Genomic DNA, 25,485 nt, shown 5'->3' with positions numbered 1-25,485 from the left:
CTACGTGCGGATCAACGCACGTAAAGTTGAGTCTGTTCCACTCAACTTCACCAGATCCTGCACCACCCCGGTCGTGGCCCTCCCCCGGAATCGCTCGTGCTGCACCCCGGTTCGGGGCACACTCGTCTCCGACTCCCCCACGAACCTGAGGCAGGGCCCCATGACCTGGCAGACCGGGATGGCGTGCAACGCCGTCATCGCCGTCGCGTACCTGGCGATCTGCCTCGCGATCGTGCTGCCGCTCGCCCGGAGCCACCAGCTGCGCACCAACCCGCTCGGAGCCGCCACCGCGGCGATCTTCCTGACCGGCGCCGTCCACCACGGCGTGCTCGCCGTGCACCTGCTGGCGCCCACGTTCACCGACGCCGGCGAGAGCGACCTGACGATGCGGGCGGCCTGGGACTGGCCGTTGACGGTCTGGGACGCCGTCGCCGCGGCCGCGGCCGTCTACTACTGGACGCTGCGCCGCAGCTACGGCTCGCTCGTGCAGGGCGGCCAGCTCTTCGACGACCCCCGCCGGCGCGAGCAGCAGGCCTTCGAGCTCAACGACTCGGTGCTGCAAGGCCTCGTCGTGGCCAAGATGGCGCTCGACCTCGACGACGTCGCGCGGGCCGACGCGGCCCTGACGTCGTCGATCGAGTCGGCCAGCCGGATCATCACCGACCTGCTCGGCGACGAGCAGACCCCGAGGCTGCTCCGCACCGGCCCCGCCGCGGTCGACCGCGACGACCTGCCCGCGACTGCCGGTCCGGCGGGCGGGCCCGCGACGACCGAGGAGCGGACGTCGTGAAGCCGCTGCCCAGCACCCGGCCGCTGCGGGTGGTGGTCATCGACGACACCCCCGACCTGCGCGACCTGCTCCGGATCGCCCTCATCCGCGGCGGCTTCGACGTCGTGGGCGAGGCCGGCGACGGGGCCTCGGGGATCGACGTCGTCCGGATGCACCGCCCCGACGTCGTCCTGCTCGACCTGGCGATGCCGGTGATGGACGGCATCGAGGCGCTGCCGTCGATCCGGCGGCTCTGCCCGGTCGCCACCATCGTCGTGCTGTCGGGCTTCGCCGCCGACCAGCTCTCGGACCGGGCCGTCGCGGCCGGCGCCGACGGCTACGTGCAGAAGGGCGCCCCGCTCACCACGATCCTCGACCGGGTGCGGGAGCTGTCGACCGGCGGCCTCCCGCCCGCGCGCGGGCTGTCGGTGGTCCCGGTCGCCAATCCCCCGGCACCGGCCCCGGCACCGGCCCCGGCCCCGGCACCGGCGCCGGCACCGGCTCCGGCGGTGGAGGTACCGGCCCGGGTCGTCCCGCCTCCCGAGGCCGCGGCCCCGGCGACGCCCGCTCGCCGTCCCGGGCCGGCCCCGGTCCCCGGCAAGGTGTCGGCCTGGGAGGCACTGCGGCTGGCGCCGTACGGCGTCGTCGAGGTGGCCGACGAGCCGCTCTTCCGGATCGTGCACACCAACCCGGTGGGCGCGCGCCTGCTCGGCACCGACACGTCCGGCACGCCGCTGGCCACGGTGGCGCCCGAGCTCGCCGCGCTCGTCTCCTACCACCGGCTCGACCCCGACGCGACGTTCGAGACCGCGGTCGGCGGCGGTCGGGTGGGGGTGACGCTGCGGCGTACCGGCTGGTCGGTGCTGGTCTTCCTCGACCCCACCGCCGAGGACGTCGGCCTGCTCCGCCGCGCGATCGCCACCACCGCCCACGAGGTGCGCGGCCCGGTGGCGGTGCTGGCCGGTGTCGCCGAGACCCTCGCCGACGACGGCGAGACGATGGCCGCCGACCAGACCCGCCGGCTGATGGACTCGGTGGCCCGGCAGTCGCGCATCCTCGACCGGATCACCGCCGACCTGCTCACCGCCGCCCAGATCCAGCGCGGCACCCTGCGGATCGACCACCAGGTCGTCGAGCTGCGACCGCTCATCCTCGGCACGGTCGACGGGCGGTGGGACGTCGAGGTGGTCGTCGACGACGAACGCCCCGTCCGCGCCGACCCCCTGCGGCTGGAGCAGATGCTCACCAACCTGCTCAGCAACGCCCAGAAGTACGGCGCCGCCCCCTTCGTGGTCCGGGTCCGCCCCGCGGGCGAGTGCGTCGCCATCGACGTCGTCGACCACGGCGCCGGCGTACCGCCGGAGTTCGCGGCCCACCTGTTCTCGGAGTTCGCCCGCGCCCACGGCGCCGTCGCCACCGGCACCGGCCTCGGCCTGTACGTCGTCCGCACCCTCGCCGAGGCGCAGAACGGAGACGTCTCCTACGCCCCGCTGCCCGAGGGCGGGTCGGTGTTCACGATCACGCTGCTGGCGGGGTGAGGTCGGGGCCGGCCCGAGATCTCACTCCCACCCCCGCCCCCCGAGTGCGACCAGGATCATGGCGCCGCCGATCACGGCGCGGGAGCCCGGGATCGCTATCGTCGGGGCATGACCGTCGACTGGGCGAAGTACCAGGCTGCGCTGTTCGACCTCGACGGCGTGATCACGCCGACCGCTGAGGTGCACATGCGCGCGTGGGACCAGATGTTCAACGGGTTCCTCGCCCAGCGCGGTGACCAGGCGCCGTACACCGACGCCGACTACTTCGAGCACGTCGACGGCAAGCCGCGCTACGACGGCGTCCGCGACTTCCTCGCCTCGCGCGGGATCGACCTGCCGCACGGCACGCCGGAGGACCCGGCGGACCAGGCGGCGGGCGCGGAGACCGTGTGCGGGTTGGGCAACCGCAAGAACGACGCGTTCGGCCAGGTGCTGCGCGACGAGGGGGTCGTGGCCTACCCGGGCTCGGTCCGGCTGCTCGACCAGCTGCGCGCGGCCGGGATGCCGATGGCGATCGTGTCGTCGTCGAAGAACGCGCCCGACGTGCTCGATGCGGCCGGCGTCACCCACTACTTCGCCGTCGTCGTCCACGGTGGCGTCGCGACCGAGCGGGGCCTGAAGGGCAAGCCGGCGCCCGACATGTTCGAGGAGGCGGCCCGCGAGCTCGGCGTGCCCGACCAGGGCGCCGTCGTCCTCGAGGACGCCATCAACGGTGTGGCGGCCGGGGCCGCCGGCGACTTCGCGCTGGTGATCGGGGTCGACCGCGGCGCGGGGCCCGAGGCGCTGACCCGCGCCGGTGCCGAGGTCGTCGTCAGCGACCTCGACGAGCTGACCACGTGAGCACCGTCGACCCCAGGCTGGAGGGCCGCCACGGCGCCAGCCACGTCGCGCCCCCCGCCGTCGACCCGCTCGACCGCAGCCGGTTCCCGATCGACACGTGGGCGCTGGTCGAGAGCCGCTTCGACGCCAGCGACCTCGGCACCACCGAGTCGGTCTTCAGCGTCGGCAACGGCTACCTCGGCCTGCGCGGCAACTACGAGGAGAGCCGCGACTTCGAGGCCAACGGCACCTTCCTCAACGGCTTCCACGAGACCTGGCCGATCCAGCACGCCGAGGAGGCGTTCGGGTTCGCCAAGGTCGGCCAGACGATCGTCAACGCCCCCGACGCCAAGGTCATCCGCCTGTACGTCGACGACGAGCCGCTCGAGCTCTCGACCGCCGACGTCGTCGAGTACGAGCGCCGCCTCGACCTCCGCACCGGGATCTTGTCGCGGCACGTCGTGTGGCGCACGCCGTCGGGCAAGCAGGTGCAGATCGACAGCACCCGGATGGTGTCCTTCGCCCAGCGGCACGTGGCGGTGCTGACGTTCGAGGTGACGATGCTCGACGCGCCGGCGGCCCTGACGATCAGCTCCCAGGTGATCAACCGCCAGGACGCCGACCGCGGGGCCTCGGTCGAGCTCGCCAAGGCCGGCGGTCACCTCGACCCCCGCAAGGCCAGCATGTTCGGGCACCGCGTGCTCCAGCCCCAGAACGACCACGGCGTCCTCCCCGACGACCGGATGGCCGTGCGCTACAAGTGCGCCAACTCCGGCATGACGATCGCCGTGGCGGTCGACCACGACTTCGAGACCGAGGACCCCTCGAGCCAGGACCTGCAGCGCGGCGACGACCTGCTGCGCGCGGTCTACCTGGTCGAGGCCCAACCGGGCCACACCATCCGGCTGACCAAGACCGTCAGCTACCACACGGCGCGGGTGGTGCCGACCGGCGAGCTGCTCGACCGCTGCGGGCGCACCCTCGACCGGGTCCGGGCCGAGGGGATCGAGGCGCTGCAGCGCGAGCAGCGTGACTGGCTCGACGCGTTCTGGGAGCGGTCCGACGTCGAGATCGTCGGGCAACCGGCCCTCCAGCAGGCCACCCGCTGGAACCTCTTCCAGCTGGCGCAGGCCTCGGCGCGCGCCGACGGCGCCGGCATCCCGGCCAAGGGGGTGACCGGTTCGGGCTACGGCGGTCACTACTTCTGGGACACCGAGATCTACGTGATGCCGTTCCTGACCTACACCAACCCGGGGACGGCCCGCAACGCGCTGCGCTTCCGGTACAGCCTGCTCGACTCGGCCCGGCACCGCGCCGCCCAGCTCGCCCAGAAGGGCGCGCTCTACGCCTGGCGGACCATCAACGGCGAGGAGGCGTCGGCCTACTACGCGGCCGGGACCGCGCAGTACCACATCGACGCCGACATCGCCTACGCGCTCAGCCAGTACGTCGGCGCCACCGGCGACTACGAGTTCCTCGACCGGGCGGCCGTCGACGTCCTCGTCGAGACCGCACGCCTGTGGGCCGACCTCGGCTTCTGGCGCGACGAGGACGGCGGCACGTTCCACATCCACGGCGTCACCGGCCCCGACGAGTACACGACGGTGGTCAACGACAACCTGTACACGAACGTGATGGCGCGCTACAACCTGCGCCGGGCCGCGGAGGCCGTCCGCTTCATCGAGGCCAACCGGCCCGACAACTACCTCGCGATGGTGGGCCGCGTCGGCCTGCGCGACGGCGAGGTCGCGGAGTGGGAGCGCTGCGCGGAGTCGATGATGATCCCGTTCGACGAGCACCTCGGCATCCACCCGCAGGACGCCCACTTCCTCGAGCGCGAGATGTGGGACCTCGGCAACACCCCGGTCGCCAACCGCCCGCTGCTGCTCCACTACCACCCCCTGGTGATCTACCGGTTCCAGGTGCTCAAGCAGGCCGACGTCGTCCTCGCGCTGTTCCTGCGTGGCGACGACTTCACGCTGGAGCAGAAGAAGTCCGACTTCGACTACTACGACCCGATCACCACGGGCGACTCGACGCTCTCGGCGGTCGTGCAGTCGATCATCGCCGCCGAGGTCGGCTACCACGAGCTCGCGCTGCGCTACTTCCACGGCTCGCTGTTCGTCGACCTCGCCGACCGGCACGCCAACACCTCCGACGGCGTCCACGTCGCCTCGACCGGCGGCGTGTGGAGCGCGCTGGTGTCGGGGTTCGGCGGCTTCCGCGACTTCGACCGCGGCCAGTGGCACCTCGACCCGCGGCTCCCCGACGGCTGGGAGGCGCTGGTGTTCCGCCTCACCCTGCGCGGCACCCGCGTGCGGGTCAGCGTCCGGGAGGACCAGCTCGAGCTCGAGATCGAGGACGGCACCGCGACGCTCGCCTTCGAGGTGCGGGGCGAGCCCGTCAGCGTCCGCCCCGGTGAGCCCGTCAAGGTCGCCCTCGACGGCCACGGCCCCCGCCTGCGCGGCGAGCCCGCCAACCCGGCCGGCACCCGCCGCGGCGACGGCACGGCGATCACCGCGACGGTCCCGTCCGGCGACTGAGCCGTCGTACGACGACGCTGGTCGAGCCGGGCGAGCGCCAGCGAGCCCGAGTCGAGACCCGGCGAGGGAAGGCACCCTGCGGGGGTCAGGCCTGCGGCGCGCCGGGCTCGCCGTCGCCGGGGGTGGCGTGCTCGGGGTACGGCGCGGTCGCGGCGTCCTCCTCGACCAGGCAGGTACGGCAGAAGTCCTCGCCGAACGGCGTGAGGTGGATGGAGCGGCGCACCACCTTGGCGAACTTGACCGAGTGCATCGCCGCCAGCACGTCGGGCTGGGCCTCGACGACCTGGTACTCCATCGGGTCGCGCAGCTGCTCGCGGCTGAACCAGATCAGCCCGAGGCGGAACAGGTTGTTGAGGTAGGACGGCACCTGCGCGACGTAGCGGCAGCCGGCGCGTGGCCCGATCATGGTCAGGCCGGGCGCGATCAGCTGCGAGGAGACCATCCCGACCGGGCCGCCGGTGCGGACGTCGACGCTGGGCTGCGGACCCTTGTTGAGCAGCAGCATCAGGATCCGGGCCTCGTCGGGCGCCAGCTCGCCGAGGATGCGCTCGAACGCCGGGTGGCCCTGGTCGGTGCTCCACACGTCGCGCGACTTGGTGAGCAGCTCCTGGCCCCGCTCGCGCAGGGTCGGCTCGGGCTCCTTCGGCGGTACGCCGCGCGACCCCGGGGCCCGGCCGTCGACGCCCTCGCCCTCCGGGTCGGGCACGCCGAGCGTCGCACCGGCCGAGAGCAGCGCCTTGCCGACCGGCGTACCGGACGACGCCGCGCGGGCGATCTCGCCGACGACCTGCAGCGCCGCGCCGGCCTCGCGGGCCAGGGCCGCGGCCTCGTCGCGGTTGGTCGCGGCGCGGCCGACCCGCAGCCACGCGCGGGCCGAGGTCCGCACGCCCCACTCGGTGGTGTGCCACGCCGCGGACGCCGCCACGCGGGCGAGGCTCGGATCGGGTTCGGGCTCGGGACGGGGCACCCGCCGCGGGACGGGACGGCGGGCCGGGTCGCGCGGTGACTTGGACAGGTCGGGCGGCGTCATCAGCCCCCCTGCGCGCCGAAGATTGCCAGGTGGAGGAAGCCGCCGGCCGCTCCCATGATCGCGCCGTGTGCGTAGAGCATCCACTCATCCTCCTTGATCGCGGAACGCATCATCTCGACGAAGTCGCGGGGCGGGAGCTCCTTGGTGCGCCTGGCCACCAGTACCCGGATCTTCTCGGCCTGGCGGGCGCTGAACTCGGGGTCCTTGAACGGCGTCAGCGTGCGGCCGACGGCCTCCTGCGCGACGGACTCGCGGATGGAGTCGAACCGGCTGCTGCCGATCGCGACCCGCAGCGCACCCCGCGCCGGGCCGGCCGCCTGGTCGATCGCGGGGCGCATCGCCGTGGCCAGCATCTGCCGGGTGCGGTCGCCGCGCGGCCCGTCGAGGAGGAAGTCGCCGATGCGCTCGAGCGTGATCACGTTCTCGGCGATGATCTGGGCGTAGACCTCGGCCGCCTCGGACTGCCGCTTGAGGAACAGCCCGTGCCAGGTGAACCCGAGGATCCGCTTGGGCTCCGGCGGCTCGAAGATCAGCCACATCCCGAGGGCGTTGGTGATCCAGCCGACGACGACGCCGAGCACCGGCAGCAGCCAGGCCTGGTGGGCGATGCTGTCGACGATCGCGACCGGGATGCCGAGCAGGAACCCGAAGATGAAGCCGAACCGGACCATCATGTCGAGCTCGCGCTGGCCGAAGTCCCGGAAGATCCGGACCACCAGGCCGGGGTTGTCCTGGAAGTGGTCGATGACCATGATCTTGGGGTCGAGCAGCTGGTCGATGTGGATGCCGATCTCGGTGGTGACCCGGCCCACGATGCTCGGCAGCTGTGCCTGCACCCGGTGGTAGACGGCCTCCTTCAGCGCCGGCGGCAGGTCGTGCCAGAGCCGGGGGTGCTCGGCCCGCATGACCCGGTCGACCAGCTCGGGGATCTCCGGACGGAACACGGTGACGATGTGCTCGGCGATCTGGTCGGGCTCGAGCTGCTGGTAGAACTCCGCCGGCGTGCCGAGCTTGGCGATCGCCTTGTCGACCGCGATGCTCCCCATCTTGGCCGCCCGGGCCGGCACGATGCCCTGCCAGCCGATGCCGCCCTGCAGGATGCCGGGGATCTCCTGCACCTTGCGCGGCAGGACGGAGGAGAGCTCCTTCATCCCGGGCACCCGGATGCCGCGGAAGCGCAGCGGCGCGAAGAGCATCACCAGGCCCGACCAGTTGATCAGCCACCCGATGACGCCGGTGAAGACCGGGATCGTGAGGAAGGCGAACCAGTCGAGCCCGTCGACGTAGTCGGTGAACCACTCCACGTCGCACCCCCTCGCCGCGGCGGCCCCATCGCCGCACCTCGCGCAGACTAGTGCCCCCGAAGATATCGCGACACGGTGTCGCACCTGTCGGGATCGACCGCCGGCCCGCCCTCAGAGCGCCAGCAGCGCGACGGCCACCACGACGGCCAGCACGACGAGGCCGAGCGCGAGCTGGGCGGCGTACAGCGTCCGCGCGACGGCGCCGCCGACCGGCGGCGTGCCGGCCAGCCGCTCGCGGCGCGAGACCCACAGCAGCGCGGCGCCGAGGCCGATCAGCGGCGCCATCGTGGTCCAGTAGCGCGGCCCCGAGATGTGCACGAACGGCTGGACGAGCAGGGCGACGACACCGATCTTGATCAGCAGCAGCTCGATCAGGTGGTCGAGCGAGCGGCGGGCCACGGCGCCGAGGAGCACCGCCATCAGCGCCACCGCGGGGTAGAACAGACCCGCCGTCACGGCCCGGACGACCGGCACCACGTCGTACGGCGCGCCCTCCCAGGCCAGCAGGCTGGCGAAGCGCCCGGGGTTGGCGAAGTAGCGGCCGGTGTTGATCGCGACGTCACGGGTGTACGTCGTGGCGGTGACGTCGCGCAGGGCCTGCGCCGACATCTCGTCGGCGATCACGGTCTCGCTGACGCCGGCCGCGCGGCCCTGCTCGCGGGAGTAGCGCAGCGGGGAGAACCAGATGCTGGTGCCGGCGTCGCACTCCCCGAAGCAGACGACGTCGCGGTCGCCGAAGGTGTTGGCACGCACGGTCGGCACCGAGACGGTGGTGAGGACCCGGGAGTCGAGCGCGGCCGAGGCGCCGATGCTCCACGGCGCCAGGACGGCGAGGAAGGTGAGCCCCGCGACGACGTAGGAGACCAGCACGGTGCGGCGGCCCGACCGGGCCGCGAGCACCATCGAGGTCACGAACGTGACGCCCAGCATGCCGAGCACCACCAGGACGACGCTGGAGCGGAAGTAGACCGCGGCGATCGCCAGCAGCCCGAGGACGACGCCCGAGCGCCACGACGCCGAGCCGCGCTCCCGCACCTCGCGCACCATCTCGACCGCCTGGCAGAGCAGCAGCACGACCATCAGCCCCGCGGCGCTGTCGCCCCAGGCCGCGGCGCCGAACGCGGCGTACATCGGCACCAGGCCGGGGAAGACCAGCACCGCCGCGGCCGCCAGGTCGCCGAAGGTGCGGCGCACGCGGAGCACGGTGAGGAGGAGCAGCGCGGTGGTGACGACCAGGAGGTAGCCGCGGACCAGGGCGATCGGCGCGTCGGGCACGAGCAGGTAGAGCGGCGTCACCACGACCGACATGCCGGGCATGAACCACGCACTGCCCACCGCGATCCGGTCGAGCTCGGCGGTGTCCGGGCCGCGCAGCCACACCAGGTCGCGCACCGCGTTGGACAGGGCGCGACCGGCGTCGAGGTAGTAGGACTCGTCGCCGACGAGCCCGGCCACGGCGCTCCCGGCCGGGCCACCGCCGGCCACCCCGACGTAGACGAGTACCCGGAGCGTGACGACCGCGGCCATCAGCGAGACCAGGACCCGCTCGGCACGGCCGGCCCGTTCCCACCGCTCGCGCAACCGCTGGCGCACGCCGCTCGGTGCGCGCTGCTCGGTGGCGGTGGTGGTCGGGGTCACGAGCGGTCCGCGAGGTCGGGGGTGAAGCGCTTGGTCGAGTTGGCGTCGGCGCAGACGGGGTCGTCGGACTGCCGGGCCACCACCGGCAGGTCGAGCACCATCTCGCCGCGCACCACGCCCTCGGCGTCGTCGAAGTCGCGCGCCCGGACCCGTACGTCGGCGGCGACCCCGGCCGCGGCGAGCTGGGTGCGCACCGTCTCGACGGCCTCCACCGCGCTGACGCGGTCGAAGTGCAGCACCGTACGCCGCCGCAGCCCGTCGGCGGTGAGCATGTCGGCGTCGCGGCGCAGCACGTAGGCGAAGTCGGGGACGACGCCGCCCGGCAGCGGGTAGCAGCCGGTGGCCAACCCGTCGGGCGGCAACGCCGGGCGGTACTGCCCCGAGACGTCGGCCCGGCCGAACAGCGGGCTCAGCAGCACCAGCCCCACACCCACCACCGCCCCTGCGGCACCCACCCGCCCGCGCGGACGGGTCGGGACGAGGCTGGCCATGGCCCGACCATCCTAGGAAGGAGCGGCGGACGGGTGCGCACCGCTCCCGGGCGAGGTGGTCTCGAGACGGCCGTGGCCGGCCCCCTCCACCACCGTCGGCGACCCACGCTGGTCGAGGAGGTTGCGCTAGCAACCGTCTCGAGACCACTCAAGGGCGACGTGGGCGCCGTGGTCTCGAGACGGCCGTGGCCGGCCTCCTCCACCACCGTCGGTCACCGTCGTCGTTACACTCCGGCGCATGCTCGGTGGCGTGTCGAGGTGGGTGCCACCGGTCGTGACCTGGGTCGTCGTCGCGCTGCTGGTGCTGGCCACGACCGCCGGGCTGGTCGCGCGCCACCTCACGCCCGCCGGGGCGCCGTACCCGTTGCTGACCCGCGAGGTCGGCGACCACCCGGTGCTCACGCTGCTGCTCCTGGTGCTGACGGCGGGGGTGTACGTCGGCCTGTTCAGCCTCGCCCGGCGGCTCGCCGGCGCGTGGCGCGGCGGGGTCGCCGACCGGCCGTGGGGGGACGGCCGCGCCGGCCGGTGGCTGGGACGTCTCGACTGGGTGTTCGCCCGGTGGTGGCGGATCTCGCTGGTCCTCGGCGTGGTGTGGCTGCCGTGGTTCCTCAGCTCGTTCCCGGGTCAGCCGAGCCCCGACCCGACCAACATGATCACCGAGTTCCTCTCGACGCGGTCCGACTTCGCCGGCGCTCCCCCGCTGGCCGAGGCCGACGACACCGCGCCGTACCTCGACTACCCGACGTCGTCCTACCTGCTCACCGACGGCGACCGGCTGTGGTCCAACCACCACCCGTTCTTCCTGATGCTGGGCTACGGCGCCCTGTGCTCGGCGAGCATCGCGCTGTTCGACAGCCTGGTGCCGGCCCTCGTGGTCGCCTCGGCCGCCTCGGTCTTGCTCACCCTGGTCGCGTTCGGGCGGGCGCTGTCGATCCTGGCCGCGCTGGTGCTGAGCCGACGGGTCCGCGCCACCGCGCTCGGCATCCTGGCGGCCAGCCCGATGATCGCGCTGTGGAGCATGGTCCAGCACAAGAACCAGCTGTTCTGCGCAGCGTTCGTGTGGTGGCTGGCGCTGCTCGCCCGGCTCGTGCACGCCGAGCAGCCCGTCGGCCGCCGGTGGTACGCCGAGACCGCGGCCGTCTCGCTGGTGATGGCGGTGACCGTGCAGTTCGGCTGGATCGTGCTGGTGGTGCAGGCGGTGGTCATGGCGCTCGTCACGCGACAGCGGGTCGCGGTGCTGCTCGCCGTCGGTCTGCCGGCCATCACCGTGTACGCCGGGATCGCCGTGGCCACGGCGACCGACACCGTCATCCCGTCCGACCCGGTCGAGACCAAGGGCGTGCAGCTGCAGGTGCTCGGCCTGGTGCTCAACGAGCACCCCGACGCCCTGAGCGCCGAGCAGCGCGCCGACCTGTCGCGGATCTTCGACCTCGACGCCTTCGTGGCGAGCTTCGACCCCTCGAGCAGCGACCCGCTGAAGTCGACGGGACCGTTGGCTCGCAAGACGGCGAGCTTCCGCTACGAGACCGTCCAGCCCGAGGACTGGGAGCCGTTCAACGCGATCGTCGCCGACGTCGCCGCCCGCTACCCGGCGACCGCCACCGACGCACTGTTCCTGAAGTCCTACCGCTACCTCGACCCGCTCGACCGGGGCACCGACTGGTACCCGCCCTGGTCGCACGAGTACGACCGCACCGTCGAGGGGCACCGGGTGGCGCCGCTCGGCAGCGTGCTGGGGCTGCGCGACGAGACGCGGCGCACGGCGTACGACTGCTACGGCGTCACGGCGTGCCGGCCCGTCATCTCCCACGGCGTCCGCACGGTGGCCGTGGTGCTGCTGCTGGCCGGCGCGATCGCCGCCCGGCGCCGCCACGCGTGGCTGTGGGCGCTGCCGTTCGCCCTGCAGCTGGCCATCGCGGGGGTCTCGCCGCTGAGCGCGGGCGGGCGCTACGTGCTGGCGTTCACCTACGGGCTGGCGGTGGTGGTCATGCTGCTGGCTGTCGAGGACGGTCGGGCGCGCCCGCCTGCCCGAACACCCAGCGGTAGCCGAGGAAGTTCGACACCATCCCCACTCCCATCGCCACGACCTTCGCCGCAGGTGTGACGACCTCCTCGCCGAGGTCCGGCGCCAGGCCGGAGGCGGCCGCGATGACGCCGAGGATGACCAGCGACTGCAGCACCAGGCCGGAGAACAGGGTGACGGCCACGAAGCCGGCGTAGGCACGCAGCCCGCCGCCCTCGGACCGGAAGACCCACGACCGGTTGAGGAAGAAGCTGATCGTCATCACCACGACCGTCGAGACCACGTTGGCGGCGACGGCCGCCACCCCCACCCCGACCGCGAGCAGGGTGAAGAGCGCGAGGTCGAGCGCGGTGTTGAGGAGGCCGACGACCAGGTAGCGGCGGGCGCTGCTCAGAGCCGGACCTCGACGGGGTCGACGGCGCGATGGGTCCGGGGCGTGTGGACCACCGCGCCGGTCGGGAACGCCGGGAGCTGGAGGTAGAACAGCCGCCGCTGCTCGCGGGTGCCGCGCAGCACGCCGTTCATCACCATCCCGATGCCGGTGAGCAGCACGCCGAGCACGACCAGCGACGAGGCCAGGATCGCCGTCGGGAACCGCTCCACCAGGCCCGTGTCGACGTAGTCGGCGACGACCGGGATGCCGAGCACCAGGCCGACCAGGGTGCTGAGCAGGCCGAGGCCGCTGAGCACGAGCAGCGGCCGCTCGTGGAGCAGCAGGTGGCCCAGCAGGCCGAGGATCTTGAAGCCGTCGCGGAAGGTGCGCAGCTTGGACTCCGACCCCTCGGGTCGGTCCTTGAACCCGATCGGGACCTCGATCTGCGGCACCCGCAGGTTGGCGGCGTGGATGGTCAGCTCGGTCTCGATCTCGAACTCCTGCGAGTTCGCCGGGAACGACTTGATGAAGCGTCGCGAGAACGCGCGGTAGCCCGAGAGCATGTCGCTGACCGGCTCGCCGAAGAGCACCGTGGTGAGCCGGTTGAAGACCTTGTTGCCCATGGCGTGGCCGGGGCGGTAGCTGCCGTCGTCGGTGTCGGTGTCGACGCGGACGCCGAGCACGTGGTCGAGCGGGCCGGAGACGAGCGCCTCGATCAGCCGCGGCGCGGCCGCGGCGTCGTAGGTGTCGTCGCCGTCGATCATCAGGTAGACGTCGGCCTCGATGTCGGCGAACGCGCGGCGCACGACGTTGCCCTTGCCCTTGCGGCTCTCGGTGCGCACGATCGCGCCGGCCTCGGCCGCCACCCGGCTGGTCTCGTCGGTCGAGTTGTTGTCGTAGACGTAGACCTCGGCGTGCGGGACGGCGGCCTTGAGGTCGCGCACCACCGTGCCGACGGTCAGCTCCTCGTTGTGGCACGGGACGATGACCGCGACGCGGTACTCCTCGAGTGTCATGACGTCCTGTCCTGCTGGGTGTCGGGGTTCCGGGCGAGGGCCCGTGGTCGGCCCGAGGTGACCCGCCACTGTAACCAGCGGGCGGCCGTCGGCCCGAGTCCACGCGCTACCGACGCGACGCCCTCATGCTGCCCACGAGGTCGCGGGCGTCGGGGGAGACCAGGGTGCAGGTGATCTCGCGGTCGCCCAGGCGCCAGGTGGTCCGGGTCGGGTAGTAGAAGACCACCTCGAACCGGGACCTGCGGTAGCTCGTCCCGACGTAGGTCACGAACCTCGGCATGCAGTCCTCGACGCGGTCCTCGATGACGTGGTCACCGGGGTAGTCGCCGTGGTCGAGGGTGAACTCGTGGAAGACCTCGGCCTGGTGCGGCTCGCCGCACGGGACGACGTCGACGTAGGCGGCGCCCTCCCCCTCGCTGCCGTCCGTCGGGAGGTCGGCCAGCCCGGGCTCGCTGAAGCAGTCGCCGACCCGGATCCGGTCGAAGCTCACCGAGCCTCCGTCGACGACGCGGCCGTCGGCGTCCCGCTCGGTCTCGTCGAAGCCGGTGAAGAACAGCACGACCACGTAACCGACGTTGACGAGCAGGATCACGCCCGAGATGACCAGCGCCGCGATGGCCAGCCCCTTGCCGTGGTCGCGGCCGTCGCGCCCCTTGACCAGGACGGCGATCGCGAGACCGGCGCCGACGACGAACGCGAACGGGATGCACAGCGCGAGGGACAGCCCGAGTGCCCACCCCGCCATCCCCCGCGACGCCGGGGGGCGGTAGTGGCCGTCGTGGGCCGGGAAGCGGCCGTAGACACCCGTGACCGGGACCTCCCAGGGCCGGTCCCGCCGGTCCTCGGCCGCGCCGGCCGCAGGCGGGGGCGGGTCCGCGATCGGGGGACCCGGGGGGACGAGGTCGCCGGGCGGGTCGGGGTCGGGCGTCACGGCGGTCCTCGTCGACGAGCGGTGGGCCGGTCGCGACCCGCGGGCCCGCGGAGTCTAGGCCGGATCCGGCCCCCGGTCCGTCGAACAGCCGAGTCCCGGCGCGCGCAGCCAGGCCTGGTACCCGCCCGCCAGGTCGGTGGCCCGGCGGAGCCCGAGCTGGCGGAGGGTGTGCGCGGCCAGGCTGGAGCTGTAGCCCTCGTTGCACACCACGACGACCCGCAGCTCGCGCGACGTCGCCTCGGGGATGCGGTGGGGGCTGGTCGGGTCGAGCCGCCACTCCAGGACGTTGCGGTCGACCACGACGGCACCGGGCAGGGCGCCGTCGCGCTCGCGCTGCTCGACCGGCCTGGTGTCGACCACCAGTGCGCCGGCGGCGACCTCGGCCTCCAGGTCGGCGGGGTCGACGCGGTCCAGGGGCTCGCGGCACGCCGCCAGCAGGTCGGAGATGGCACTCACCCGGACAGGTACCCGCCCGGCCCCGTCACGTGCACGCCTTCCTCCCGGTGACGGCGTACTGCAGCCGGACGTCGTGGCCCGGCGCGACGCCGTGCGTGCGGTCGAGCTCGTGCACCTCGTGCAGCGGGATGACGGCGACGTCGAGCAGGCCACCTCGGCGCAGGACGTCGGCCGTCTCCTCGATGCTGCGCGCCTCCGCCAGGGGCAGGGCGACGTCGGGGCGGTCGCCGTACAGCTCGTCCATGCCGTCGGCGAACCAGGTGCTGTCGACCATCGCGACGACGCCACCCGGCCGGAGCAGCCGCACCCAGCTGCCGACAGCGGCGGCGGGGTCGCGCAGGGTCCACATCACGTAGCGCCCGACGACCGCGTCGAAGGAGCCGTCGGCGAAGGCGGGCGCGACCGCGTCGCCGACCAGGATCCGGGGCGGGTGCTCCGCTCGGGCGGCACGGTCGCGGGCGATGCGGATCATCCCCTCGGACAGGTCGATCCCGGTGACCCGATGCCCGAGGCCGGCTAGCAGGTGGGCGACGTGCCCGCTGCCGGTGCCCACGTCGAGCACGTCGAGCACGTCGGCCGGCGCGCCGGGGAGCGCGGCGGCCCAGACCCGCGCCCAGGCCTGCTCGTCGAGCCCGCGCCGCTCCGGCCGCTGCTGGTAGGCGTCGTACGACGGGGCCCGGTCGGTCCAGTAGGTGTTGATGTCGTCCTGCAGTCGCTCGGTCATCGGGCGGTCTCCCTCGTGTCGTGGTGCAGCGGGTGGAACAGGAGGTGGAGCCGCCCGCCGGCCTCGACCCGCTCGACGCCGATCCCGTAGACCGGTTCGAGGACGTCGGGCACCAGGACGTCGTCGGTCGGTCCGGTGGCCCGGATCCCGCCGTCGCCGAGCAGGACGAGGTCGTCGCAGTAGCGCGCGGCGAGGTTCAGGTCGTGCAGCACGACGACGACCGTCCGGTGGAGGTCGTGGGCGAGGTCGGCGACCAGGCCCAGCACCTCGTGCTGGTAGCGGATGTCGAGGTGGTTGGTCGGCTCGTCGAGCAGGAGGTGGGTGGCCTGCTGGGTCAACGCCCGGGCGATGAGCACCCGCTGGCGCTCGCCGCCGGAGAGGCTGACGAACGGGCGGGAGGCGAGGTGGATCGCCCCCACGCGGGTCAGCGCCTCGACCGCGACGGCGTGGTCGTGCGCGCCGGCGCGCTGGAAGGTGGCCAGGTGGGGCGCGCGGCCCAGCAGCACCGCCTCGGCAACGGTCAGCGCGCTCTCCCCGCCGGCCTCCTGCACCACGACCGCGAGCCGGCGCGCGGCCTCCCGGGCCGGCAACGCACCCAGGTGCGCACCGTCGACGGTCACCGCCCCCGTCGGGCTGCGCAGGGCGCCGTGCAGCAGCCGCAGGAGCGTCGTCTTGCCGCTCCCGTTGGGCCCGATCAGGCCGAGCACCCGCCCGTGCGGTGCGGCGAGCGACACCGCGCGGAGCACCTGCGCGCTGCCGTAGGACCAGGAGAGCTCCTCGGCGGCGATCACGCGCCGGGTCCGAAGCGCGCCACGATGCGTTCCAGCCCCGCGACCGAGAGCGGCGAGGGTGGCTCGGTGAAGTTGAACAGCTGCACCAGGACGTCGTCGTTGCGCACGGCGGTCAGGTCCTCGGCGCCGGGCAGCGTGGTGAGCGCGTCCTCGACCGCGTCGGGGTCGCCCTCGCTGTGCAGGAGCACGAGGACGTCGGGGTCGCGACCCAGCAGCTCCTCGAGCGTCACCTCGAAGACCCGCTCGTCGACGTCGGCGAAGACGTTCTCCAGGCCGGCGGCCTCCAGCTGGGGGTGGGCCATGCTCCCGGTCCCGTAGGCGTACGTCGTCCCGCCGCCCACCGTCGGGTAGAGCACGGCCGCGGTCCTCCCGGACGGCGGTCCCACCGTCTCCGCCACCTCCGCGAGGTCGTCCCGCAGCGCGGCGGCCGCGCGCTCGGCCTCGGCCTCCCGGCCGAAGACCCGCCCGTAGAGCTCCAGCTGGTCGACGACGTCGTCGAAGCCGGGCCGGCCGGTCCCCTGCTCGCAGAGCGCCGGTTCCTCGAGCAGGGGGATCGAGACGGCGTCGAGCGCCGACCGCGACAGGTTGTCGACCTCCCCCAGCACGAGGTCGGGCTCCTCGCCGATGACGACCTCCTTCGAGATCTGCAGGTGCCCGCTGCTGTCGAGCTCGTCGGTCAGCAGCGGGACCTCGTCGAGCGCGGCCAGGGTCCCGGCGTCGTAGTACGCGGCGGGGTACTGCCCGGCGCGGGCCGTCACCCGGTCGAGCACGCCGAGCGCCTGCAGGAAGGGCACGGCGGAGCTCTTGAGCAGGACGACCCGTTCCGGCGCCTCCTCGAAGGTGACCTCGGCGCCGCAGTTCTCGACGGTGACCGGGTAGCTGCCGGTGCTGCGCGACGTCGGTCGGCGCTCGTCGTCGGCGGACCCGCAGGCGGCCAGGACCGCGGTCACGCCCGCGGCCAGGAAGAGGGTCGCGACGCGCGAGCGGGGCGAGGAGGTGGTGGGCACCGGGAGGTCCTGTCGGGTCGAGGGGCAGGGGTCAGTCGCTCGCGCTGTGGAGACGGCGGATCAGCACGAGCAGGAACGGGGCGCCGACGAGCGAGGTGATGATCCCGATCGGGATCTCCTGCGGCGCGAACAACGTGCGGGCGAGGACGTCGGCCCAGACGAGCAGGATCGCCCCCACCAGCGCGGCGACCACGACGACGCGGACGTGGGTCCCCCCGACGGCGCGCCGCGCCAGGTGCGGCACCACGAGGCCGACGAAACCGATGCTGCCCGACGCCGAGACGACGACGCCGACGCACAGCGCGACGACCACGAGCAGCTGCAGCCGGAACCGCTCGGGACGCACCCCCAGGGTCTGCGCGGTCTCGTCGCCGGCGGCCAGGGCGTCGAGCCGGCGTCCCCACACCGTCAGCAGGGCGATCGAGCCGAGCACGACCACCGCCACCACGGCGAGCGGGACGTTCCACTGGGCGAGCCCCAGCGAGCCGAGGAGCCAGAACATCACCGACCGCGCGCCCTCGGCCGAGCCCGAGGCGAAGATCAGGAAGCTGGTCAGGGCGTACAGCGCGTACCCGACCGCGACGCCGGCGAGCAGCAGCCGGATCGAGGTGACCCGGCCGGCGCTCCGGGCCACGACGTAGACCAGCAGGGACGCCGCCAGCGCCCCGAGGAACGCCGTCAGCTGCAGCGTGTACTCCACGAGCCCGGCGCCGACGCCGAAGAGGATCGCCGCGGCGGCACCGCTCGACGCGCCCGAGTTGACCCCGAGCAGGTAGGGGTCGGCCAGGACGTTGCGCACCATGGCCTGCAGGGCCACGCCACAGACCGCGAGCCCGGCGCCGACCAGGGCTCCCAGCAGCACCCGCGGCAGCCGGACCTGCCAGACGATGGAGTCGAGCGGGGCGCTCCAGGTCCGCTCGGCGGGCCAGCCGACCAGGTGGTGGCCGACGGCCTGGGCGACGGTGCCGACGGGCACCGAGAAGGCACCCACGCCGACGCCGACCAGCACGGTCGCGACCAGCCCCACGAGGAGGGCCGCGACCCAGGACGCCGTCCTCCGGCGACCGGCCGCCAGGCCGAGCGGGTCCCCGGACGGGAGAGCCGCGACCACCCGTGGGGCGTCGCTCACCTGGTCCACCCGTCCACCCGTCCACCCGTCCTCCCGGCTTCTTGCAAGTCACTTGCAACAGCAGGAAGGTAGCGGAAGCGGTCAGCCAGCGGCGTCCCGGGTGCCGTGGCCGAGCACGGAGGCCAGCACCTCGACGAGCCGGGCGAACGACGCCGCCTCGTCGGGGGCGTGGTCGGGGTTGACCTCGCAGAGCGTGAGGGCGCGCCACCGCGGCGACGCCACGAGCCGGGCGAGCACCGTCTGGAGCTCCTCGAGGGTCAGCCCGTCGCGGCGGCGGCTGTTCTCCGCGATCGGGAAGTCGACCCACCGCAGCACGTCGATGTCGACGTGCACGAGCACCTCGTCGTGGTCCGCGGCCCACGCCAGCGCCCGGTCGGCGGCCGTCGCCCGGGCCGCCGAGGCGACCGCGTCGACGTTCATCGCGTCGGGGCGGTCCCGGTCGGGCTGCCAGCGGGAGCCGGCGACGTCGCCCCGGTCGCGCACCTCACGGCCCGCCGCGCGCAGCGCCTCCACCAGTCCGTGCTCGCGGAACGCGGCCGGCGCCCGCTCCTGCCCCGGCGCGTAGGCACCGGCGCTGGACGGGACCCCGACGACGTGCAGGACGCGTGCCACGGACCCGATGCTCGCCAGCAGCGCCCTGGCCGGTCCTCACCCGCAAGGACGACCGTCAGCGGGAGCCGCGGCGCCAGACGACGACCGCCTGGCTGGGGGCGGGGTGGCGCAGGGCGGGGAGCCGGCTGGGGGGTGCCGGCGGGGTGTCGGCCGGGCGGGGGGTCGCGGCGAGGCGCAGGGCCTCGCGGGTGGCGTCGAGCTCGGCGCGCAGCTCGGCGTTGCGGGCCGTCAGGGCGTCGACCCGGTGCTCGAGCTCGAGGATCCGGCGTACCCCCTCGATGCCGATGCCGGCGGAGGTCAGCTCGGAGATCGAGCGCAGCAGCTCGAGGTCGCGGTGGCTGTAGCGCCGCCCGCCGCCGCCGGTGCGGCCGGGGGTGATCAGGCCGAGGCGCTCGTAGGTGCGCAGGGTCTGCGGGTGCAGGCCCGTGAGCTGGGCGGCGACGCTGATCACGTAGACCGGCGCGTCGGGTCCGGGCGGCTGCGTGAAGCTCATCGCGACTCCTCCCGCCCCTACGAGGCGTCCTCGAACAGCCCGGCCCGCAGCGGCTTGCCTGCGGTGGCGGTGCGGTAGGCCTCCACGGCCTCGCGCGCGGCCTGGTCGAGGACGGCCGGCACGTGGACCTCGACGGTGGCGAGCAGGTCGCCGCGGCTGCCGTCGGGCTTGGGCGCCCCGCGGCCGCGGACCCGGAACGTGCGCCCGTTGGGCGTGCCGGCCGGGATGCGGAGGGTGACCGGGGCGCCGCCCAGGGTCGGCACCTTGACCTCGGCACCGAGCGCGGCCTCGTCGAAGGAGACCGGGACGTCGAGGGTGAGGTTGTCGCCGGCGCGCCCGAAGACGCGGTGGGGCCGGACCTTGACGTCGACGTAGAGGTCGCCGGCCGGTCCGCCGTTCTCCCCCGCCGCGCCCTTGCCGCGCAGCCGGATCCGCTGGCCGTCCTTGACGCCGGCGGGGATGCGGGCCTGGATGGTGCGGGCCGAGGTGCCGCGGCCGCTGCCGCTGCAGGTGGGGCACTTCTCGTCGTAGACGAGCTGACGCCCACCGCAGGCCGGGCAGGTCTCGTTGATCGAGAACGCCCCGCCCACGCTCGAGACGACGTAGCCGGCGCCCTCGCACTCGGTGCAGATGCGCGGCCGGGTGCCGGGCTTGCCGCCCGTGCCGGAGCACGTGGGGCAGGCGGCGTCGGAGGTCAGCCGCAGCGAGATCGTGACGCCCTCGAGGGCGTCGTCGAAGGAGATCGTCGCGCTGGTCTCGACGTCGTGGCCCTTGGCCGGTCGGCGGGCCTGCTGCGTACGCCGGCCGCCGGCGGCGCCGCCGCCGAACATGTCGCCGAACATGTCGCCGAACCCACCGCCACCGCGGGCGCGGTCGCCGAGCAGGTCGTCGAGGTTGAACCCGCCCCCGGCACCCCCGCCGCCGCCGCCGAACCCGCCGCTGCCGTAGAGGCGGCGCATCTCGTCGTACTTGGTGCGCTTCTCGGCGTCGCCGACGACGTCGTAGGCCTCGGCGACGGCCTTGAACTTCTCGAGCTTGGCGGCGTCGTCGGGGTGGGCGTCGGGATGGTTGTCGCGGGCGAGCGACTTGTAGGCCTTCTTGATCTCGGCCGCGGTGGCGTCCTTGCCCACGCCGAGCACGGCGTAGAAGTCCTTCTGCGCCCAGTCGGGTCGGAAGCCGTCCTGGTCAGCCATCCTCGTTCCTCCTCTCCGTCGGTGCCGTCAGGGCCGTCATCGGTAGGTGCTCGCTCAGCCGTCGACCGGGTCGACCACGAGCACCTGCGCCGCACGCACCACCCGGTCGCCGATCTTGTAGCCGGCCTTGGCGATCACCTTGCAGGTGGTCACGGTGACCTCGGGGTCCTGGCCGATGTGGCTCAGGGCCTCGTGGACCGTCGGGTCGAACGGGTCACCGACCGCCCCGAACTTCTCGAGGCCGGCGGCGGCGACGACGCGCTCGAGTTGGTCGGCGACCGACTTGAATCCGCTGTCGAGCTCGCCGTGCTCCTTGGCGCGGTCGATGTTGTCGAGCACCTCGGTGATCGGCGCGAGCGCGGCGTACGTCGCGTTCTGCTTGACCAGGTCGCGGTCGCGCTCGACCCGCCGCTTGTAGTTGAGGTACTCCGCCTGCAGCCGCTGGAGGTCGACCAGCCGCTCCTCGGCGAGCCGCTCGGCGACGACGAGACGGTCACCGGGCGACTCGGGGACCTCGTCCTCGACGGCGTCGTCGAGGACACCGTCGGGCGCGGTGGCGGCGGCCTCGGCCGCCGCCACCTGCTCGTCCTCGAGCGAGCCCTGGACGACGTCCGGGTTCTCCTCGGGGACGTCCGTCACTTGTCGCCCTCGGGCTTCTCGTCGTCGACGACCTCGGCGTCGACCACGTCGGCGTCGACGATGTCGTCGTCGGCCTCACCCGTGGCGCCGGTGGACCCACCGGCCGCGGCCTGCTCGGCCTCGGCGGCGGCGTACATCGCGGCGCCCATCTTCTGGCTCGACTCGTTGAGCTTGGTGACGCCGGCCGTGATGGTCTCCGACGACGCCTCGGTGTCCTCGAGGGTGGCCTTGAGCGCGTCGACGTCGGCCTGGACCTCGCTCTGGACGTCCTCGGGGATCTTGTCGCCGTTGTCGGCCAGGAACTTCTCGGTCGTGTAGACGAGCTGGTCGGCCTGGTTGCGGGCCTCGACGGCCTCGCGACGCTTGGCGTCCTCCTCGGCGTACTGCTCGGCCTCCTTGACCATCCGGTCGATGTCGTCCTTGCCCAGCGCGGAACCACCGGAGATCGTCATCGACTGCTCCTTGCCGGAGCCCTGGTCCTTGGCCGAGACGTGCACGATGCCGTTGGCGTCGATGTCGAAGGTGACCTCGATCTTCGGGACGCCGCGGGGAGCCGGCGGGAGGCCGGTGAGCTCGAAGTTGCCGAGGGGCTGGTTCTGCGACCACATCTGGCGCTCGCCCTGGGCGACCTTGATCTCGACCGAGGGCTGGTTGTCGTCGGCGGTGGTGAAGATCTCCGAGCGCTTGGTCGGGATCGTGGTGTTGCGCTCGATGAGGTTGGTCATCACGCCGCCCTTGGTCTCGATGCCGAGGGAGAGCGGGGTGACGTCGAGCAGCAGCACGTCCTTGACCTCGCCCTTGAGGACGCCGGCCTGCAGGGCCGCGCCGATGGCGACGACCTCGTCGGGGTTGACGCCCTTGTTGGGCTCCTTGCCACCGAGCAGGTCCTTGACGACCTCGGCCACGGCGGGCATCCGGGTGGAGCCACCGACGAGGACGACGTGGTCGATCGCGGAGACCGCGACGCCGCCGTCCTTGAGCACCTGCTGGAACGGCACCTTGGTGCGGTCGAGCAGGTCTGCGGTGAGCTTCTGGAACTCGCTGCGGGTCAGCTTCTCCTCGAAGTGCAGCGGGCCGGACTCGCCGTGGGTGATGTAGGGCAGGTGGATCGTGGTCTCCGAGGACGACGACAGCTCGATCTTGGCCTTCTCGGCCGCCTCCTGCAGGCGCTGCTTGGCGATCTTGTCGGCCGCCAGGTCGACGCCGTTGGCGTTCTTGAACTTGGTGACCATCCACTCGACGACCTTGTTGTCCCAGTCGTCGCCACCGAGGTGGTTGTCGCCGGAGGTCGCCTTGACCTCCACGACGCCCTCGCCGATCTCGAGCAGGGACACGTCGAACGTGCCGCCACCGAGGTCGAAGACGAGGATGGTCTGGTCGTCGCCCTTGTCGAGGCCGTAGGCCAGCGCGGCCGCGGTGGGCTCGTTGACGATGCGGCTCACGTTGAGGCCCGCGATCTCGCCGGCCTCCTTGGTGGCCTGGCGCTGGGCGTCGGAGAAGTACGCCGGCACGGTGATGACGGCGTCGGTGACCGTCTCGCCGAGGTAGGCCTCGGCGTCGCGCTTGAGCTTCTGCAGCACGAAGGCGCTGATCTGCTGGGGGGTGAAGGACTTGTCGTCGATGTCGACCTTCCAGCTCTCGCCCATGTGGCGCTTGACCGAGCGGATCGTGCGGTCGACGTTGGTGACGGCCTGGCGCTTGGCGACCTCGCCGACGAGCACCTCGCCGGACTTGGCGAAGGCGACGACGGACGGGGTGGTGCGCGCGCCCTCGGCGTTGGCGATGACGGTGGGCTCGCCGCCCTCGAGGACGGCGACCACGCTGTTGGTGGTACCGAGGTCGATGCCGACAGCTCGTGCCATGGTGGGGTTCCTCCGTTGGTTCGTGGTGTGGTGTCAGACAAGTTGAGTCCGAATGGCTCAAGTCTGGCACAGGGTCCAACGGGGGTCCGGCCGGGGTTGTTCCCGAGGTCGCGACCGACCTGCGCTGGCTACGCTCGAGGACGTGACGCTCCAGGCCCCCGAGACCGGCTCCTACCTCGAGTTCCTCCGCGCCCTGGCCGGACCCGACCTCGCCGCCTGCGAGCCGGAGACGGTGCTCCGCGACCTGCGGCGGCGCCTGGCCGGCTTCCGCCAGGAGTACAAGTTCGGCATCGACGAGGTGCTGACCAAGATCACCATCCTGCGCGAGGAGTTCGAGGAGACCCACGACTACGGGCCGATCGAGCACGTGAAGACCCGCCTGAAGACGATGGACAGCCTGCTCGAGAAGATCGACCGGCTCGGGCTGCCCCCCGACCTGGACGCGATCCGCGACGGCGTCCGGGACATCGCCGGTATCCGGGTGACCTGCGCCTTCGTCGAGGACACCTACCGCTTCGCCGAGATGCTCACCCGCCAGCCCGACCTCACCGTGCTGCAGACCAAGGACTACATCCGCGAGCCCAAGGCCAACGGCTACCAGAGCCTGCACATCATCGTGGAGGTGCCGGTCTTCCTGTCCGACCGCACCGTCCAGGTGCCGGTCGAGCTGCAGATCCGGACGATCGCGATGGACTTCTGGGCCAGCGTCGAGCACCAGATCTACTACAAGTACGCCGGCACCGTGCCTGACCACCTGCGCGAGACGCTCCGGTCGGTGGCCAGCACCGCCACCGACCTCGACGAGCAGATGGGGCGGCTGCGCGCCGAGGTGCAGACGCTCACCTGACCCCCGTGTCGCCGACGGGACGTCGGTGGCGCGAGGACGGGCATGAACGCGAGGAGGGAGCGGGGTTTCCGCCGCTCCGGCGAGGGCATGCGTAACCACCGCAGTGACCCATCCGTGCTCGACCCAGGAGCGGTGCATGCAGGACCCACTCGACCGGATCGCCGACGCCCGCGACGGCCTCGACCGCGTCTCCCAGCGCTTCGAGAAGGCGCAGGCGTCGCTGCAGGAGGCGACGGCCTCCGACGAGAGCGGCGAGGTCACCGTGCGGCTCCTGCCGCAGGGCGAGATCACCGACCTCGTGGTCGGACCGAGGTGGAAGGCGAGCATCGCGCCCGAGGCCTTCGGGGCCGCGGTCGTCGAGGCCTACACCAAGGCCGGCGCGGTCGCCTCCGAGCAGTGGGCCGACTCCCTCGCCGCGGAGGTCGACGCCGACGAGCCGTCGACCCGCTCGATGGCCCCGTCGTCGGAGTCGGTGTACGCCAGGCTCGACGAGGTCACCCGGCCCGACGTGCTCGCCGCCCGTAGCGAGCAGTCGCTGGCCGCGATGGTCGAGATCCTCCGCGAGGCCAACCGCCAGTTCGACGGCGTCGTCGCGGAGGCGAAGAGCCTGGCCGCCGCCCAGCACGTCGGGAGGTCGAGCGGCCTCACGGTGACCCTGTCCGGCGTCGGCACCCTGGCCTCGGTGGAGGTCGAGCCCGCCTGGGCCGAGCGCACCAACGGCCCGGCGCTGAGCCAGCACTTCATGAAGGCCTACCGCGACGCCCTGCGCGAGGCACGCAGCCGGACCACCTCCGACGTGGTCGACCAGAGCATCTTCGGCGAGCTGAACCGACTGGCCGGCGACCCGGAGGCCCTCGCCGCCCGCCTCCGCATGACCTGAGACGAACCTGTTCCCCGACCGCCCACCCCGAGGAGAGACATGACCCTGCAGACCGACCTCCAGGCCCTCGAGACCGACGCCCAGACCTGGGACGACGTCTCCTCCACCCTCAGCACCGCCGCCACCAGCACCAGCGGGCTGGGCCTCACGGTCGGCGAGCTGTCGTGGGCTGCCCAGGTCACCGGGCTCACCACCACCTACGACACCTACGTGCAGTTCGTGAACGACCGGCTGACCGAGGGCACCGAGGAGACCTCCACCATCGCCGCCGGCCTGCGGCAGGTGAAGGCCGCGTTCGAGGGCGCCGAGGGCTCCAACATCAACCAGTTCGACGGCTTGTGGGACGCCGTCTCCGAGTGACCGACGCGACCCCGACC

General features: G+C 73.0%; 25 protein-coding genes. 8 read left to right on the top strand and 17 right to left on the bottom strand.

Annotation, left to right across the window (positions count from 1 at the left end; all coding sequences use genetic code 11):
- Nucleotides 1-160 precede the first annotated feature (160 nt).
- The 4 genes from AC4MBH_RS01455 to AC4MBH_RS01440 all read left to right on the top strand — a co-directional run bounded on the left by AC4MBH_RS01455 (nucleotide 161) and on the right by AC4MBH_RS01440 (nucleotide 5,669).
- The gene (locus AC4MBH_RS01455) at nucleotides 161-790 is read left to right on the top strand and encodes a hypothetical protein (protein ID WP_491792551.1); all 630 of its coding nucleotides are present in this window, start codon (nucleotides 161-163) and stop codon (nucleotides 788-790) included.
- Nucleotides 787-2,307: an ATP-binding response regulator gene (locus AC4MBH_RS01450; protein WP_491792550.1), complete on the top strand. Its 1,521-nt coding sequence runs from the start codon at nucleotides 787-789 to the stop codon at nucleotides 2,305-2,307. Before AC4MBH_RS01455 ends, AC4MBH_RS01450 begins: the two co-directional genes overlap by 4 nt.
- Before the next feature lie 108 nt (nucleotides 2,308-2,415).
- Nucleotides 2,416-3,147 carry an HAD family hydrolase gene (locus AC4MBH_RS01445; protein WP_491792549.1) on the top strand — a complete coding sequence of 244 codons (732 nt, stop codon included), beginning with the start codon at nucleotides 2,416-2,418 and terminating at the stop codon, nucleotides 3,145-3,147.
- Nucleotides 3,144-5,669 carry a glycoside hydrolase family 65 protein gene (locus AC4MBH_RS01440; RefSeq protein WP_491792548.1) on the top strand — a complete coding sequence of 842 codons (2,526 nt, stop codon included), beginning with the start codon at nucleotides 3,144-3,146 and terminating at the stop codon, nucleotides 5,667-5,669. The genes AC4MBH_RS01445 and AC4MBH_RS01440 overlap by 4 nt, the downstream gene beginning before the upstream one ends.
- A gap of 85 nt (nucleotides 5,670-5,754) precedes the next feature.
- Here the strand turns inward: AC4MBH_RS01440 and AC4MBH_RS01435 are convergent, their stop codons facing one another.
- From AC4MBH_RS01435 to AC4MBH_RS01420, 4 genes are all read right to left on the bottom strand, one after another.
- A complete protein-coding gene (locus AC4MBH_RS01435; RefSeq protein ID WP_491792547.1) occupies nucleotides 5,755-6,699 on the bottom strand; it encodes an Abi-alpha family protein in 945 nt (314 codons plus the stop codon).
- Nucleotides 6,699-8,003, bottom strand: coding sequence for a hypothetical protein (locus tag AC4MBH_RS01430; RefSeq protein WP_491792546.1), 1,305 nt, complete (start codon nucleotides 8,001-8,003; stop codon nucleotides 6,699-6,701). The genes AC4MBH_RS01435 and AC4MBH_RS01430 overlap by 1 nt, the downstream gene beginning before the upstream one ends.
- A 111-nt stretch (nucleotides 8,004-8,114) precedes the next feature.
- Entirely contained in the window at nucleotides 8,115-9,641 is a 1,527-nt protein-coding gene (locus tag AC4MBH_RS01425) for a hypothetical protein (protein ID WP_491792545.1), read from the bottom strand.
- Entirely contained in the window at nucleotides 9,638-10,132 is a 495-nt protein-coding gene (locus AC4MBH_RS01420; RefSeq protein ID WP_491792544.1) for a hypothetical protein, read from the bottom strand. The genes AC4MBH_RS01425 and AC4MBH_RS01420 overlap by 4 nt, the downstream gene beginning before the upstream one ends.
- 238 nt (nucleotides 10,133-10,370) lie before the next feature.
- On the opposite strand from AC4MBH_RS01420, the gene AC4MBH_RS01415 reads away from it, so the two are divergent.
- Complete coding sequence (locus AC4MBH_RS01415; protein WP_491792543.1) at nucleotides 10,371-12,236, top strand: DUF6020 family protein; 1,866 nt, start codon at nucleotides 10,371-10,373, stop codon at nucleotides 12,234-12,236.
- Here the strand turns inward: AC4MBH_RS01415 and AC4MBH_RS01410 are convergent.
- From AC4MBH_RS01410 to dnaK, 13 genes are all read right to left on the bottom strand, one after another.
- Entirely contained in the window at nucleotides 12,118-12,480 is a 363-nt protein-coding gene (locus AC4MBH_RS01410) for a GtrA family protein (protein WP_491793053.1), read from the bottom strand. The genes AC4MBH_RS01415 and AC4MBH_RS01410 overlap by 119 nt on opposite strands.
- Nucleotides 12,481-12,545: 65 nt before the next feature.
- On the bottom strand, nucleotides 12,546-13,544 hold the full coding sequence (locus AC4MBH_RS01405; RefSeq protein WP_491792542.1) for a glycosyltransferase: 999 nt from the start codon (nucleotides 13,542-13,544) through the stop codon (nucleotides 12,546-12,548).
- Nucleotides 13,545-13,650: 106 nt separating this feature from the next.
- Nucleotides 13,651-14,475 carry a DUF4190 domain-containing protein gene (locus tag AC4MBH_RS01400; RefSeq protein WP_491792541.1) on the bottom strand — a complete coding sequence of 275 codons (825 nt, stop codon included), beginning with the start codon at nucleotides 14,473-14,475 and terminating at the stop codon, nucleotides 13,651-13,653.
- A 54-nt stretch (nucleotides 14,476-14,529) separates the two neighbouring features.
- Nucleotides 14,530-14,931 carry a rhodanese-like domain-containing protein gene (locus AC4MBH_RS01395; protein ID WP_491792540.1) on the bottom strand — a complete coding sequence of 134 codons (402 nt, stop codon included), beginning with the start codon at nucleotides 14,929-14,931 and terminating at the stop codon, nucleotides 14,530-14,532.
- A gap of 25 nt (nucleotides 14,932-14,956) precedes the next feature.
- The gene (locus tag AC4MBH_RS01390; protein ID WP_491792539.1) at nucleotides 14,957-15,655 is read right to left on the bottom strand and encodes a class I SAM-dependent methyltransferase; all 699 of its coding nucleotides are present in this window, start codon (nucleotides 15,653-15,655) and stop codon (nucleotides 14,957-14,959) included.
- Nucleotides 15,652-16,446 carry an ABC transporter ATP-binding protein gene (locus AC4MBH_RS01385; RefSeq protein ID WP_491792538.1) on the bottom strand — a complete coding sequence of 265 codons (795 nt, stop codon included), beginning with the start codon at nucleotides 16,444-16,446 and terminating at the stop codon, nucleotides 15,652-15,654. Before AC4MBH_RS01385 ends, AC4MBH_RS01390 begins: the two co-directional genes overlap by 4 nt.
- Nucleotides 16,443-17,453, bottom strand: a complete 1,011-nt coding sequence (locus tag AC4MBH_RS01380) for an ABC transporter substrate-binding protein (protein WP_491792537.1) — start codon at nucleotides 17,451-17,453, stop codon at nucleotides 16,443-16,445. The genes AC4MBH_RS01385 and AC4MBH_RS01380 overlap by 4 nt, the downstream gene beginning before the upstream one ends.
- 31 nt (nucleotides 17,454-17,484) lie before the next feature.
- Complete coding sequence (locus AC4MBH_RS01375; RefSeq protein ID WP_491792536.1) at nucleotides 17,485-18,582, bottom strand: FecCD family ABC transporter permease; 1,098 nt, start codon at nucleotides 18,580-18,582, stop codon at nucleotides 17,485-17,487.
- A gap of 81 nt (nucleotides 18,583-18,663) precedes the next feature.
- Nucleotides 18,664-19,194 (bottom strand): arginase family protein, encoded by a 531-nt coding sequence (locus AC4MBH_RS01370; RefSeq protein WP_491792535.1) that lies wholly within the window; start codon nucleotides 19,192-19,194, stop codon nucleotides 18,664-18,666.
- Between the two features lie 55 nt (nucleotides 19,195-19,249).
- A complete protein-coding gene (locus AC4MBH_RS01365) occupies nucleotides 19,250-19,687 on the bottom strand; it encodes a heat shock protein transcriptional repressor HspR (protein ID WP_491792534.1) in 438 nt (145 codons plus the stop codon).
- Between the two features lie 17 nt (nucleotides 19,688-19,704).
- Nucleotides 19,705-20,880, bottom strand: a complete 1,176-nt coding sequence (dnaJ, locus tag AC4MBH_RS01360) for a molecular chaperone DnaJ (RefSeq protein ID WP_491792533.1) — start codon at nucleotides 20,878-20,880, stop codon at nucleotides 19,705-19,707.
- Nucleotides 20,881-20,934: 54 nt separating this feature from the next.
- On the bottom strand, nucleotides 20,935-21,519 hold the full coding sequence (gene grpE, locus AC4MBH_RS01355; RefSeq protein ID WP_491792532.1) for a nucleotide exchange factor GrpE: 585 nt from the start codon (nucleotides 21,517-21,519) through the stop codon (nucleotides 20,935-20,937).
- Nucleotides 21,516-23,381, bottom strand: coding sequence for a molecular chaperone DnaK (dnaK, locus tag AC4MBH_RS01350; RefSeq protein ID WP_491792531.1), 1,866 nt, complete (start codon nucleotides 23,379-23,381; stop codon nucleotides 21,516-21,518). Before dnaK ends, grpE begins: the two co-directional genes overlap by 4 nt.
- Before the next feature lie 142 nt (nucleotides 23,382-23,523).
- Here dnaK and AC4MBH_RS01345 point away from each other — a divergent pair, with 142 nt between their 5' ends.
- From AC4MBH_RS01345 to AC4MBH_RS01335, 3 genes are all read left to right on the top strand, one after another.
- A complete protein-coding gene (locus tag AC4MBH_RS01345; RefSeq protein ID WP_491792530.1) occupies nucleotides 23,524-24,228 on the top strand; it encodes a GTP pyrophosphokinase in 705 nt (234 codons plus the stop codon).
- A gap of 136 nt (nucleotides 24,229-24,364) precedes the next feature.
- The gene (locus AC4MBH_RS01340; RefSeq protein WP_491792529.1) at nucleotides 24,365-25,108 is read left to right on the top strand and encodes a YbaB/EbfC family nucleoid-associated protein; all 744 of its coding nucleotides are present in this window, start codon (nucleotides 24,365-24,367) and stop codon (nucleotides 25,106-25,108) included.
- Nucleotides 25,109-25,147: 39 nt separating this feature from the next.
- A complete protein-coding gene (locus AC4MBH_RS01335) occupies nucleotides 25,148-25,468 on the top strand; it encodes a hypothetical protein (RefSeq protein ID WP_491792528.1) in 321 nt (106 codons plus the stop codon).
- Nucleotides 25,469-25,485: the final 17 nt, after the last annotated feature.

Source organism: Nocardioides sp. WJ219 (genome assembly GCF_058559815.1).
The sequence above is the reverse complement of the archived record's forward strand: the minus strand, read 5'-3'. Positions and strand labels throughout refer to the sequence as shown.